The organism is Pseudomonas citronellolis, assembly GCF_001586155.1.
GTDB classification, from domain to species: domain Bacteria; phylum Pseudomonadota; class Gammaproteobacteria; order Pseudomonadales; family Pseudomonadaceae; genus Pseudomonas; species Pseudomonas citronellolis.
In genome coordinates, this window is sequence record NZ_CP014158.1 from 1,555,858 (window position 1) to 1,567,628 (window position 11,771).

Here is an 11,771-nt window from a genome sequence, read left to right on the forward strand (position 1 = left end):
GGTGCCTCACTCCGGGATGAAATCGCCGGGGATTATCTCGCCATTGCGCGCGATATGCACGGTGCGGCCGAACAGCAGGCCGGTCTTCACGTCGCCTTCGAGGCTGTAGCGGATCGGCTTGTCCGGGTCTTCCAGCAGCTTGACGATGTACTTCATGTGCCGCCAGAGGTTGGTCTGCACCGGCACCTCGAAGAACTGCCGGCCATTGGCGGGCACGGTGAACCAGACGCTGGATTCGCCTTCGGCCAGGTCGACGTCGTTCAGCTTGACCTTGTAGGCCAGGCCGCGCACCGGCAGGCTGAAATCGTTCGGGTTGTCGATACGGAAGTGCAGTGTGAACTGTTGCTCTAGCAGGCGGGCTTTCACCACGTCCACTTTCATCAGCTTCACGTCGGGGCTTTCGAAGCTACCGGTCATCCAGCTGCAACCGGAGAGGAGCGCGAAAATCCAGACTAGGCTGATAATTCTTATCGTTTGCGCCTGATAATTCATTTCAATCCCCCAAGACGTCCCAGTGTACCAAGCGGCTGCTTGGCCGCAAGTTGTTGTTGCGTTAAAAGAAGTTGTCCCATACTGGGCCGCCCGTCGGCAGACGGGAGAACACAGGAGTGTGATGGATGAGCCGTTACGAAATCGTCTTTTCCGGTCAGACGCTTCCAGGCGCCGATCCGGAAGCGGTGAAGGCCAACCTGGCCAAGCTGTTCCAGGCCGATGCGCAACGCATCGCCCTGCTGTTTTCCGGCCGCCGCCTGGTGCTGAAGAATAACCTCGACGCCGCCGCCGCCGACAAGTATCGCGCCGCTCTGGAACGGGCCGGCGCGCGCGTCGAGGTGGTGGACATGGCCCCCGCGGTGGAGGAGATCGAACTGGCCCCGCCGCCCGCCGTCGAGCCCGCTCCGCCTCCGGCGCCGGCCGCGGCTAAGCCGGGACGGCTGAAGGTGGCCCCGCGCGACGAGTACATGGCGGCCTTCGCCGAGGTGGACGCGCCGGACTTCGGCCTGGCCCCGGTGGGCGCCGACCTGCAGGACGACAAGGCCGAGCCGCGCGCGCCGCAGGTCGATCTCAGCCAGTTCAGCCTGGCGCCGGTGGGCAGCGACATGGGCCAGGCCAAGGCGGACCCCGCCGCGCCGGCGCCCGACACCAGCCATCTGAAGCTGGCCGACTGAGCGCTCAGCCGTTCTGCTGGGGATCGTCCTTGTAGACGAACTTGGGCATTTCCCAGTGGAAACGGATCGCCAGCAGGCGGAACAGGAAGCCGGCGAACAGGGTGATCAGCATGGCCTGCTCGTTGGGCAGCTCCAGCTGGATGCAGATCAGGTAGCACCAGGCGCTGGCGAAGGACACGCTGGCGTACAGCTCGCGGCGGAAGATCAGCGGCACGTCGTTGCAGAAGATGTCGCGCAGGATGCCGCCGAACACCCCGGTGATCACCCCGCTGACCGCGGCGATCAGCAGGCTGTGGCCCATCTCCAGGCCGACCTGGCAGCCGATCAGGGTGAAGGCCACCAGGCCGATGGCGTCGAGCACCAGGAACAGCGAGCGCAGGTGGCGCATCAGCGGCGCGATGAACACCGTGACCAGCGCGGCGCCGGCGGTGAGCGCCAGGTATTCCGGGTGGCGCACCCAGGTCAGCGGGTAGTGCCCCAGCAGCATGTCGCGCATCGAGCCGCCGCCCAGGGCGGTGACGCAGGCCACCAGCACCACGCCGAACAGGTCCATGCTGCGGCGCCCGGCCGAAAGCGCGCCGGTCATGGCCTCGGCGATGATGGCGATGATGTAGAGGGTGGTCAGCAGCATGGCGGGGCCCGCGGAAAAGCGCGCATTCTAGCCGATGGGCCCGATGCACCCAATGGGTGCATGCGGTGTCCCTTTTTGGTGGCAATGAATCCTTTGCTATCCACGCACGCCGGAAGGCCGCTGGCTACCGGTGCAAGAGAAACGCTGACGTAGGATGGGTTGAGCTTGCGATACCCATCACCATGGCCGCATGGGTATCGCTTCGCTCAACCCATCCTACGAGGCACGCCCCGGTGCGTCCGCCGTGTCAACCGATCCACGGCCCGCAGCATTTCTTCAGCTTGCCGCCGGCGCCGCACGGGCAGGGATCGTTGCGGCCCAGCTTGAGCGGCACCGTCGGGTCGAGGAAATACCAGCGGCCGTCGCGCTGGACGAAGCCGGAGCATTCGCGGTGGCTGTGCTCGCCGTTGGCGTCGTGCCAGCGCGCGGTGAAGGTGACGCGGGCATGCTCGGGCGTGCCGCCGAGCACCTCGTGGCTTTCCACCTCCAGGCCCAGCCAGGTGCTGCCCAGGCTCCAGGCGCGGATGGCCTCCAGGTCCAGGCCGGGCTGCTGGGCCGGCAGCGTGGTGTCGCGCAGGTAGTCCACCAGGCCCAGGGCGTAGGCGCTGTAGCGCGAACGCATCAGCGCCTCGGCGGTGGGCGCCGGCTGGCCGGCGTGCAGGCGGCCGCAGCAGTCCGCCAGGGACAGGCCGCTTCCACAGGGGCAGCAGGGCTCGGTCATGGTCACCACCAGTACTTGCCGAAGTTTTCCGGGTTGGCCCAGAACTTGGCGTTCAGCCAATCCGGGACCTGCTTGTATTCACGCAGATCGTAGGTGAACAGTGTGAGTGTCTGATCGTCGCGCTGGAAGCGTTCGCTGGCCTGCATGCCCAGGGCGTAGAAGTCGATTTCGGCGACGCCGGCTTCGGCCAGGTCGACCAGCACGGCGACGCGGCTGCTGTTGAGGTTGCGGATGCCGCCGACCAGTTGCAGCGCCGCGCGGCGCTCCAGGTGTTCCAGGCAGTCGGCCAGCAGCGCCAGGTCGTAACGCTGCGCCGCCAGTTCCGCCGGCAGCTCGCCCGCGGCGGCGCCGTGCACCTGGCAATCGGGGTGGGCCTGGCGGAAGGCTTCCACGGCGGGAATGCCGCTGGCGCCTACCAGCAGCAGGCGTTGCGGGGCGTAGCGGTCGAGCAGGGCGGCCAGCGCCTGCTGGGGCGTGCGATCGGAAATCATCGGTGTGCGGAAACTCTCGTTCGGAATGCGCAGAGACTAGCCTGTGAACCCCTTCATGGCCTAGTGCTGGCGTATTCGTGCATCGCCGTCTTTACTCGGTAATTGTCGGTTCAGACCCATCTCACAGGAGAGACTGATATATGAGCATCAAAAGGACCGCTTTACCCCTGCTGCTGGTAAGCACGCTGCTCACCGGGTGCGCAGGGTTGCAGAAGTCCGACTGGCCGACCTGCGCATTGGTCGGTGGTGTAGGGGGCGCTGGCCTGGGCTCCATCGAAAGCAGTGCCTGGGCGGGCTGGGGCGCGCTGATCGGCGGCGTGCTCGGCGCGTCCTACTGCTGGGTGCATGGCGAAGGCGAGAAGGTGGTCGAGGCGCCGCCGCCCGCACCGGCTCCCGAACCGGCTCCGGCACCGCTGCCGAAGGAAGAGACCATCGTTGTCAGGGACCTGCACTTCGCCTTCGACTCGTCGAAGATCGACAACCGTGACAAGGACAAGCTCGACACCATCGCCACCCGCCTGAAAGAGGAAGCCTCCACCACCACGCTGGATATCTCCGGCCACACCGACAGCGTCGGCACCGACGCCTACAACCAGAAACTGTCCGATCGCCGCGCCCATGCGGTGGCCAACTACCTGGTGGATGCCGGCGTGCCTGCCAGCAGCATCAAGTCGGTGGAAGGCTACGGCGAAAGCAAACCGGTCGCCGACAACAAGACCAAGGAAGGCCGCGCGGAAAACCGTCGCGTGGAAATCCTGATCAAGCGCCAGTGACACCCGGCGTGTGCTGAAGCGAAAGGGGCCTATGCGCCCCTTTCGTGTTTCCGCCGCCTATGGAAATCGTCACCGCCTCCGGAGTATGGTGCCGGCACAAGAAACCGGGGGAGCATCTACATGAAGGCTTTTGTGGGGCTGGGCAAGCTGGTTGCCCTGTTGTTCTGGCTGGCGGTGCTGGCCAATCTGCTGCATCCCTTCGCCCATCCGTTCGCGACCCTGCTGAAGGTCGCCGGGGGCCTCATCCTGCTGATCCACATCCTTGAACTGCTGGCGCTCGGCGCACGCCTGAAGGGGCGTTCGTCCCCCTGGCTGGACCGCATCCAGGTCCTGCTGTTCGGCATCTTCCATTTCCTCTCGCTGCCGGCACCGGTCAAGGAGGGCGGCCATGCGTAAGCTGCTGTTGGGCCTGATGCTGCTGGCGCCGATCGAGGCCGCCAGCGCCGCCTCGGTGCAGGTGGAGGCCAATACCGTGCTGCGCCTGCCGGTGAAGGGCGAATCCCTGAGCCTGGAACACGTCCGCGTGGCGGAGGGCGGCGCGCTGCTGATCCCGTCGCGGGTGAAGGTGCTGCACATCGACGAACTCGACCTGCAGAAGAACGCCCGCCTGGGCGTGTTCCCCGGCGAGCAGCCGCTGCGCATCGAGGTGGCCCGCGGGCACCTCGCCGATGGCAGCGTGATCGCCGCCCAGGGCGCTTCCGGCAGCTTCCATCGCCCGGCCAGCGCCGGACGCACCCTGACCCTGCGCCTGCAGGACGTGCAGGTGGAGAACCTGCTGGTCGACGTGCGCGGCGGTGTCGGCGCGCCGGGCTACGACGGCCTCGACGGCGCCCACGCGCGCAGCGGCGGCTGCCTGTGGGGCGGCGCGGAACAGGGCGGCGACGGCCAGGACGCCGGCGATGGCCAGACCGGTGGCGCCGGCGGCGTGGTGCGCCTGGAAGTACCCCAGCAATTCCCCGTGGAACTGGTCAAGGTGCGCCTGGAAGGCGGCGCCGGCGGTGCCCCGGGCAAGCCGGGCAAGGCCGGCGCGCGCAGCGGCGAGAAGGGCTGCCTGCTGTACTCGGTGGACGGCGGCAAGGCCGGCCACGACGGCAACGCCGGCAAGCCCGGCCCCAGCGGTGCCCAGGGCCGTCTGGACGTCGTGCGTTTCTGATTGAAACCGGCGCGGGCCCCGCGGCCCGCGCCAATGTTCACCAGTGCGGGCGCGCGGCGACTATCGCCACCAGCGCCATGCCCAGCAGCAGGTTGCCGCCCACGGTGCGGCGGATGCGTCCCAGCGCCGCGCCGCCGGCGGGCCAGTCGGACGCCTCGATGGCGCGGCGCAGCTCCGGCAGCTGCAGCGCCTGCACCCGCAGGAACAGCGCCAGCATCGCCACGTACAGTCCCATCATCACCTGCACGTAGCGCGGCGCGCCGGCCACGCCATTGAAGCTCAGCTGCAACATGCCGATACCAGTCACCGGCAGCGCCAGCACCGCCACCCAGACCCAGACGAAGAAGCGCCGGAACACCTCGGCCCACAGCTTCAGCCGCGCCGGCGCATCCAGCGCGGCGACGGCCGCAGGCCGCAGGATCATCCAGGCGAAGAACATCCCTCCGACCCAGACCAGGGCGGCCAGGACGTGCAGGGCATAGACGGGGGCAAAGGCGGTCATTCGGCGATCTCCGCTGGCGGTTGAAAATAAGCGCGCTATCATAGCCGCCCCACAGGGTCTGTTGACGTTTTGTCGCGAGCCGCGTTGCAGCGACAAATGGCGCCAGGCTAGGCGCGGGACGCAGGCAATGGCGTTCCCTTGGCAAGTCCCGCAACGACGCATGGCGCCATTTGCCGCGCAACCCGAAGGGACGGGCCCTTTTTTGCGTGGTGCCGCGTTACTCGTCGTTCATTTGGAATGACCAAACCGCTCTCCTCGCGCCTTGCCCCACGCAAAAAATGGCTCCGTCGCGGTCGTGACAAAACGCCAACAGACCCTGCTACCACTGAAAATTTATCCAGCATCCGGACATGTCCCGATGGACAGTCCCGCATGCCCGGGAATTCCATGCTCAGCAACGAACTCAAGGCCACCATCCAGGGCGCCTACACGCGCTTCCTGGAAGCCAAGGAACTCAAGCCGCGCTACGGCCAGCGCCTGATGATCGCCGAAGTGGCCAAGGTCCTGGGCGCCATCGAGACCGACGAGGAAGGCCAGCGCAGCGGCGAGCCCGCGGTGGTCGCCGTGGAGGCCGGCACCGGCACCGGCAAGACCGTGGCCTACAGCCTGGCCGCCATCGCCTGCGCCAAGGCCGCCGGCAAGCGCCTGGTGATCGCCACCGCCACGGTGGCGCTGCAGGAGCAGATCGTCCACAAGGACCTGCCCGACCTGCTGCGCAACAGCGGCCTGGCCTTCAGCTTCGCCCTGGCCAAGGGCCGCGGCCGCTACCTGTGCCTGTCCAAGCTCGACCACCTGCTGCAGGAGGGCCAGGCGCAGAACGCCACGGCCCAGCTGTTCGAGGAAGAAGGCTTCCGCATCGACGTCGACGAGAGCGGCAGCAAGCTGTTCAACCAGATGATCGAGCGCCTGGCCGGCAACCGCTGGGACGGCGACCGCGACTCCTGGCCGGAGGCCATCGAGGACGCCCACTGGGCGCAGCTGACCACCGACCACAGCCAGTGCACCAACCGGCATTGCCCGAACTTCCAGCAGTGCGCCTTCTACAAGGCGCGCGAGGGCATGACCAAGGTCGACGTCATCGTCACCAACCACGACCTGGTGCTGGCCGACCTGGCCCTGGGCGGCGGCGCCATCCTGCCGGACCCGCGCGAGACCCTCTACGTCTTCGACGAAGGCCATCACCTGCCGGACAAGGCCATCGGCCACTTCGCCCACTTCACCCGTCTGCGCGCCACCGCCGACTGGCTGGGGCAGGTGGAGAAGAACCTGAGCAAGCTGCTGGCGCAGAACCCGCTGCCCGGCGACCTCGGCCGGCTGATCGAGCAGGTGCCGGAGCTGGCCCGCGAGCTGCGCACCCAGCAGCAGTTCATGTTCACCGCCTGCGAGGAGATCGGCGACTTCCGTGCCGGCGAGGATATGGAAGGCCGCGAGCGCCCGCGCCACCGCTTCGTGGGCGGGGTGGTCCCCGAGCACATCCGCGAGATGGGCATCGAGCTGAAGAAGGGTTTTTCCAAACTCACCGACCTCTTCACCCGCCTCACCGAACTGCTCAAGCAGGCCATGGACGGCGAGGGCACCGCCGGTGTCGCCAGCTACCAGGCCGAGGAGTGGTACCCGCTGTTCGGCAGCCTGCTGTCGCGCGCCCAGGGCAACTGGGAACTGTGGACCGCCTTCACCTGCGAGGACCCGCAGGACAGCCCGCCCATGGCGCGCTGGCTGACCCTCGCCGAAAGCGGCAGCTTCTACGACATCGAAGCCAACGCCAGCCCGATCCTCGCCGCCGAGACCCTGCGCCGCAACCTGTGGAACGTGGCCTACGGCGTGCTGGTGACCTCCGCCACCCTGACCGCCCTGGGCACCTTCGACCGCTACCGCATGCGCGCCGGCCTGCCGCGCGCGGCGGTCACCGCCGTGGTGCCCAGCCCCTTCCACCACGCCGATGCCGGCCTGCTGCGGGTGCCGGACCTGAAGGCCGACCCGCGCGACGCCGCCGCCCACACCGCGGCCATCGTCCGCGAACTGCCGGCCATGGTCGAGGGCACCCGCGGCACCCTGGTGCTGTTCGCCTCGCGGCGGCAGATGCAGGACGTGTTCGACGGCCTGGAGCGCGACTGGCGCAAGCGCGTGCTGATCCAGGGCAACCTGTCCAAGCTGGAGACCCTCAACAAGCACAAGGCCCGCGTCGACGACGGCGAGCCCAGCGTGCTCTTCGGCCTGGCCAGCTTCGCCGAGGGCGTCGACCTGCCGGGGGCCTACTGCGAGCACGTGGTGATCGCCAAGATTCCCTTCGCGGTGCCGGACGACCCGGTGGAAGCGGCGCTCTCGGAGTGGATCGAGGCGCGCGGCGGCAACCCCTTCATGGAGATCGCCGTGCCCGACGCCTCGCTGCGCCTGGTGCAGGCCTGCGGGCGCCTGCTGCGCACCGAGCAGGACCGCGGCACCATCAGCCTGCTGGACCGCCGTGTGGTGACGCAGCGCTACGGCAAGGCCATCCTCAACGCGCTGCCGCCGTTCCGCCGCGAGATCGCCTAAGGCGCGGCATCCGTAACAGGGGCGGCGCGCCGTCCCAGGTCGCAAATCCCGGTGGCGCCCGGCGCCGCCCCAAGGACAAGGTTGCATGCGTTCACTCCGTTGGCATCTGCCCCTGCTGTTCAGCCTGAGCCTCGCCTGCGCCCCGCTGTGGGCCGCGCCCAGCGAGGACGTCCTGTTCAACTTCGTCAAGCCGATGGCGGTGGTCAGCGTCGGCCTGCAGGACGCCGACCTGCCCAGCGCCACCGCCGAGGCCACGCCCGAGGGCGAGATCCTGCGGCGGGTGAAGTTCCATCCGGCGGCGCGCCCCACGCTGACCCTCAAGCCCGCCGGTGGCAGCTGGGACTGGTCGCGGGCCGACGCCATGAGCCTGCGCATCCAGAGCGCCATGGACTGGGCGCTGACCCTGGAGATCGACATCGACAACCTCGACGGCACGCCTGGCCTGCACGCCAGCGTCGCACTGCCCGCCGGGCCGGCGCAGACACTGCTGGTGCCGCTGCAGGCCACCGCGCCGCAGCTGTTCGGAATGCGCGCCGGGGTGCCGATGCCGATGAGCCTCGACGGCCAGCGCGTGCTCATCGCCCCGGTGGTCACCGGCGAGCTGCAGCGCAACAAGGTCGGCGCGGTGCGCCTCTACCTGAACGCCCCGAAGGCGGCCCAGAACATCCTCGTCGGCCGCTTCGGCACCCGTTCCGGCGGCGACGAGCTGCGCAAGGCCTACACCGGCATCATCGACGCCTACGGCCAGTCGACCCGCAGCGACTGGCCGGAGAAGGTCAGGAGCGTCGAGCAACTGGCCAATGCCTGGAAGGCCGAGGGCGAGCAACTGAAGAAATGGCAGGCCCAGGCGCAGCCCACCGACACCTTCGGCGGCCTGCCGGAAGGCCCGGACTTCCAGGCCACCGGCTTCTTCCGCACGGAGAAGCGCAACGGCCGCTGGTGGCTGGTGACGCCGGACGGGCACCCGTACTGGTCCCTGGGCGTGAACACGGTGAACAGCGAAAGCAGCCAGACCTACGTCGAAGGCCGCGAATACATGTTCACCGAACTGCCCGCCGAGGGCGAGCCGCTGGCCGACTTCTACGGCCAGAGCGACGACCGCGACGGCGTCGGCGCCCAGCAGGGCAGGGCCTTCGGCCACGGCCGCTGGTACGACTTCTACGCCGCCAACCGCTACCGCGCCACGGGCGGGCTGAGCGGCCAGCCGGCCGCCGACGCCTGGCTGGAGCGCACCCTGGCGCGCCTCGACGCCTGGGGCTTCAACGGCCTGGGCAACTGGAGCCAGCCGGCCTTCGCCGGCGCCTCGCGGATACCCTACAGCCTGCCGCTGGCCATCGGCGGCGACTACGCCACGGTCAGCACCGGCTACGACTGGTGGGGCGCCATGCCCGACCCCTTCGACCCGAAATTCGCCATGGCCGCCGAGCGCGCCATCGCCATCGCCACCCGCGACCACCGCGAAGACCCCTGGCTGCTCGGCTACTACGCCGACAACGAACTGGCCTGGGCCGGGCAGGGCAGCGAGCCGCGCAACCGCTACGCCCTGGCCTTCGGCACCCTGGCGCTGTCCACCGACAGCCCGGCCAAGCGCGCCTTCATCAAGCAACTGAAGGACAAGTACCACGAGCACGAGGCCCTGGCCGCAGCCTGGGGCGTCGAACTGGGCGCCTGGGAAGACCTGGACGCGCCGGGCTACCAGGCCCCCGAAGTGCAGGCCGAGCACCCGGCCATCGAGCAGGACTACAGCGCCTTCCTGCGCCTGTACGCCGACCAGTACTTCAAGACCCTGCGCGACTCCCTCAGCTGGCACGACCCCAACCACCTGCTGCTGGGCGGGCGCTTTGCGGTGAACACCCCCGAGGCGCTGGCCTCCTGTGCGCAGTATTGCGACCTGCTGAGCTTCAACCTCTACGCGCCGACGCCGCAGCAGGGCTACGACGCCGCCTACGTGCGCAGCCTCGACAAGCCGGTGCTGATCAGCGAGTTCCACTTCGGCTCCCGCGACCGCGGCCCGTTCTGGGGCGGGGTTTCCGAGGTGTACAACGAGCAGCAGCGCGGCGAGCGCTACCAGCAGTTCCTCGCCGCCGCGGTGAAGGACCCGCAGATCGTCGGCGCGCACTGGTTCCAGTACCTCGACCAGCCCGCCAGCGGCCGTCTGCTCGACGGCGAGAACGGCCACATCGGCCTGGTCGGCATCACCGACCTGCCGTTCGCCGGCTTCATCGACGCGGTGCGCAAGGGCAACCAGCAGGTGATGAAGACCATGCTGGAGGAGGCCCGCGCCGCCGCCAAGGCGGCGCCCGAGGCGCCCACCCCGCGGGTCGATCCGGACGCCACCGCCAGCGCCGCGCCGGAAGCGCCGGCGGTGCAATAGAGCGGCATTCGCCGCGGCCATGATGGCCGCGGCCCTACCCTGGTCGGGTTCACAAGCCGGCAGGGGGCTGGAAGAATGCGTCTTTCGCCCACAGCCCGGAGTGCCCCATGACCCTGCAAGGCCATTGCGACAGCCGCTTCACCCCCGTAGCCGACGCCTTCGCCGCGCTCTTCGAGGACCCGCAGGAGCGAGGCGCCGCGCTGTGCATCCAGGTCGGCGGCGAGACCCTGGTGGACCTCTGGGCCGGCAACGCTGGCAAGGACGAAGGCCAGGCCTGGCAGGCCGACACCATCCTCAACCTGTTCTCCTGCACCAAGACCTTCGCCGCGGTGGCCGCCCTGCAACTGGTGGGCGAGGGCCGCCTGGAGCTGGACGCCCCGGTGGCGCGCTACTGGCCGGAGTTCGACGCCGCCGGCAAGCAGGCCATCACCGTGCGCCAGTTGCTCTGCCACCGTGCCGGGCTGCCGGCGCTGCACGAGATGCTGCCCGCTGAGGCGCTGTACGACTGGCAGGCGATGACCACCGCTCTGGCCGCCGAAACGCCCTGGTGGACGCCGGGCAGCGAGCACGGCTACGCGCCCATCACCTACGGCTGGCTGATCGGCGAGGTGATCCGCCGGGTGGATGGCCGCGAGCCCGGCGCCGCCATCGTCGAGCGCACCGCCAGGCCCCTGGGCTTGGACTTCCACATCGGCCTGGACGACGCCGAGTTCCCGCGCGTGGCGCACATCGCCCGGGCCAAGGGCAACCTCGGCGACGCCGCGGCGCAGCGCCTGCTGCGCACAATGATGAGCGAGCCGAACGCGCTGACTACCCGCGCCTTCACCAACCCGCCGTCGATCCTCACCAGCACCAACAAGCCCGAGTGGCGGCGCATGCAGCAGCCGGCCGCCAACGGCCACGGCAATGCCCGCGCCCTGGCCGGTTTCTACGACGGCCTGCTGCAGGGCAAGCTGCTGGATGCCGCGCTGCTCGCCGAGCTGACCTGCGAACACGCCCGCGGCGAGGACCGCACCCTGCTCACCGGCACCCGCTTCGGCCTGGGCTGCATGCTCGACCAGCCGGAACTGGCCAACGCCACCTACGGCCTCGGCCCGCAGGCCTTCGGCCACCCCGGCGCCGGTGGCTCGGTGGGCTTCGCCGACCCCGAGCGCAGCCTGGCCTTCGGCTTCGTCACCAACACCCTCGGCCCCTACGTGCTGATGGACCCGCGCGCGCAGAAGCTGGCGCGCATTGCCGGCGACTGCCTGTAGGAGCCCGGGCCAGACGCCGCGCAGCGCCTGGCCGACGAAGCGGCGGAACCTTCCGCCGCGGCTCCGCTCGAATGGCGACTTCATGGGGAAACCGCGCCGGGTTTCGTCGCGGTTTTTCCCCCGCTGATACGGCCGGGGTTCCACCGCTCGTCAGTTGAAGAGCAAAATACCCATT

Annotated in this window: 12 protein-coding genes; 7 read left to right on the forward strand and 5 right to left on the reverse strand. The window is 69.0% G+C overall.

Going from position 1 to position 11,771, the window contains the following annotated elements; all coding sequences use genetic code 11:
* Nucleotides 1-6: 6 nt before the first annotated feature.
* Complete coding sequence (locus PcP3B5_RS07050; RefSeq protein ID WP_009620697.1) at nucleotides 7-492, reverse strand: LEA/WHy family protein; 486 nt, start codon at nucleotides 490-492, stop codon at nucleotides 7-9.
* A 125-nt stretch (nucleotides 493-617) separates the two neighbouring features.
* Here PcP3B5_RS07050 and PcP3B5_RS07055 point away from each other — a divergent pair, with 125 nt between their 5' ends.
* Complete coding sequence (locus PcP3B5_RS07055) at nucleotides 618-1,166, forward strand: hypothetical protein (RefSeq protein ID WP_061560891.1); 549 nt, start codon at nucleotides 618-620, stop codon at nucleotides 1,164-1,166.
* Between the two features lie 4 nt (nucleotides 1,167-1,170).
* Here PcP3B5_RS07055 and PcP3B5_RS07060 read toward each other — a convergent pair whose 3' ends face one another.
* The 3 genes from PcP3B5_RS07060 to PcP3B5_RS07070 form a co-directional block, all read right to left on the reverse strand.
* Complete coding sequence (locus tag PcP3B5_RS07060; RefSeq protein ID WP_009620693.1) at nucleotides 1,171-1,797, reverse strand: trimeric intracellular cation channel family protein; 627 nt, start codon at nucleotides 1,795-1,797, stop codon at nucleotides 1,171-1,173.
* A gap of 247 nt (nucleotides 1,798-2,044) precedes the next feature.
* The gene (locus PcP3B5_RS07065; RefSeq protein WP_043272511.1) at nucleotides 2,045-2,518 is read right to left on the reverse strand and encodes a YchJ family protein; all 474 of its coding nucleotides are present in this window, start codon (nucleotides 2,516-2,518) and stop codon (nucleotides 2,045-2,047) included.
* Nucleotides 2,519-2,520: 2 nt separating this feature from the next.
* Nucleotides 2,521-3,009, reverse strand: coding sequence for a DUF6231 family protein (locus PcP3B5_RS07070; protein ID WP_009620689.1), 489 nt, complete (start codon nucleotides 3,007-3,009; stop codon nucleotides 2,521-2,523).
* A 140-nt stretch (nucleotides 3,010-3,149) separates the two neighbouring features.
* Between PcP3B5_RS07070 and PcP3B5_RS07075 the strand changes: the two genes are divergently transcribed.
* From PcP3B5_RS07075 to PcP3B5_RS07085, 3 genes are all read left to right on the forward strand, one after another.
* Complete coding sequence (locus PcP3B5_RS07075) at nucleotides 3,150-3,782, forward strand: OmpA family protein (RefSeq protein WP_009620687.1); 633 nt, start codon at nucleotides 3,150-3,152, stop codon at nucleotides 3,780-3,782.
* Nucleotides 3,783-3,902: 120 nt separating this feature from the next.
* Nucleotides 3,903-4,178: a DUF1145 domain-containing protein gene (locus PcP3B5_RS07080; protein WP_043272512.1), complete on the forward strand. Its 276-nt coding sequence runs from the start codon at nucleotides 3,903-3,905 to the stop codon at nucleotides 4,176-4,178.
* A complete protein-coding gene (locus PcP3B5_RS07085) occupies nucleotides 4,171-4,935 on the forward strand; it encodes a hypothetical protein (RefSeq protein ID WP_009620683.1) in 765 nt (254 codons plus the stop codon). The genes PcP3B5_RS07080 and PcP3B5_RS07085 overlap by 8 nt, the downstream gene beginning before the upstream one ends.
* A 37-nt stretch (nucleotides 4,936-4,972) precedes the next feature.
* Here the strand turns inward: PcP3B5_RS07085 and PcP3B5_RS07090 are convergent, their stop codons facing one another.
* Nucleotides 4,973-5,437 (reverse strand): CopD family protein, encoded by a 465-nt coding sequence (locus PcP3B5_RS07090; protein WP_061560892.1) that lies wholly within the window; start codon nucleotides 5,435-5,437, stop codon nucleotides 4,973-4,975.
* A 387-nt stretch (nucleotides 5,438-5,824) separates the two neighbouring features.
* Here PcP3B5_RS07090 and dinG point away from each other — a divergent pair, with 387 nt between their 5' ends.
* From dinG to PcP3B5_RS07105, 3 genes are all read left to right on the forward strand, one after another.
* Nucleotides 5,825-7,969, forward strand: coding sequence for an ATP-dependent DNA helicase DinG (dinG, locus tag PcP3B5_RS07095; protein WP_061560893.1), 2,145 nt, complete (start codon nucleotides 5,825-5,827; stop codon nucleotides 7,967-7,969).
* An 85-nt stretch (nucleotides 7,970-8,054) separates the two neighbouring features.
* Nucleotides 8,055-10,343, forward strand: a complete 2,289-nt coding sequence (locus PcP3B5_RS07100) for a beta-galactosidase (protein WP_061560894.1) — start codon at nucleotides 8,055-8,057, stop codon at nucleotides 10,341-10,343.
* Nucleotides 10,344-10,450: 107 nt separating this feature from the next.
* Nucleotides 10,451-11,596, forward strand: coding sequence for a serine hydrolase domain-containing protein (locus PcP3B5_RS07105; protein WP_058070169.1), 1,146 nt, complete (start codon nucleotides 10,451-10,453; stop codon nucleotides 11,594-11,596).
* The last annotated feature ends 175 nt before the right edge of the window (nucleotides 11,597-11,771 follow it).

Excerpts from the sequence above, each read along its gene's own strand:
- PcP3B5_RS07050 (WP_009620697.1), bottom strand. The coding sequence starts at position 492 with ATGAATTATCAGGCGCAAACGATAAGAATTATCAGCCTAGTCTGGATT.
- PcP3B5_RS07055 (WP_061560891.1), top strand. The coding sequence starts at position 618 with ATGAGCCGTTACGAAATCGTCTTTTCCGGTCAGACGCTTCCAGGCGCC.
- PcP3B5_RS07060 (WP_009620693.1), bottom strand. The coding sequence starts at position 1,797 with ATGCTGCTGACCACCCTCTACATCATCGCCATCATCGCCGAGGCCATG.
- PcP3B5_RS07065 (WP_043272511.1), bottom strand. The coding sequence starts at position 2,518 with ATGACCGAGCCCTGCTGCCCCTGTGGAAGCGGCCTGTCCCTGGCGGAC.
- PcP3B5_RS07070 (WP_009620689.1), bottom strand. The coding sequence starts at position 3,009 with ATGATTTCCGATCGCACGCCCCAGCAGGCGCTGGCCGCCCTGCTCGAC.
- PcP3B5_RS07075 (WP_009620687.1), top strand. The coding sequence starts at position 3,150 with ATGAGCATCAAAAGGACCGCTTTACCCCTGCTGCTGGTAAGCACGCTG.
- PcP3B5_RS07080 (WP_043272512.1), top strand. The coding sequence starts at position 3,903 with ATGAAGGCTTTTGTGGGGCTGGGCAAGCTGGTTGCCCTGTTGTTCTGG.
- PcP3B5_RS07085 (WP_009620683.1), top strand. The coding sequence starts at position 4,171 with ATGCGTAAGCTGCTGTTGGGCCTGATGCTGCTGGCGCCGATCGAGGCC.
- PcP3B5_RS07090 (WP_061560892.1), bottom strand. The coding sequence starts at position 5,437 with ATGACCGCCTTTGCCCCCGTCTATGCCCTGCACGTCCTGGCCGCCCTG.
- dinG (WP_061560893.1), top strand. The coding sequence starts at position 5,825 with ATGCTCAGCAACGAACTCAAGGCCACCATCCAGGGCGCCTACACGCGC.
- PcP3B5_RS07100 (WP_061560894.1), top strand. The coding sequence starts at position 8,055 with ATGCGTTCACTCCGTTGGCATCTGCCCCTGCTGTTCAGCCTGAGCCTC.
- PcP3B5_RS07105 (WP_058070169.1), top strand. The coding sequence starts at position 10,451 with ATGACCCTGCAAGGCCATTGCGACAGCCGCTTCACCCCCGTAGCCGAC.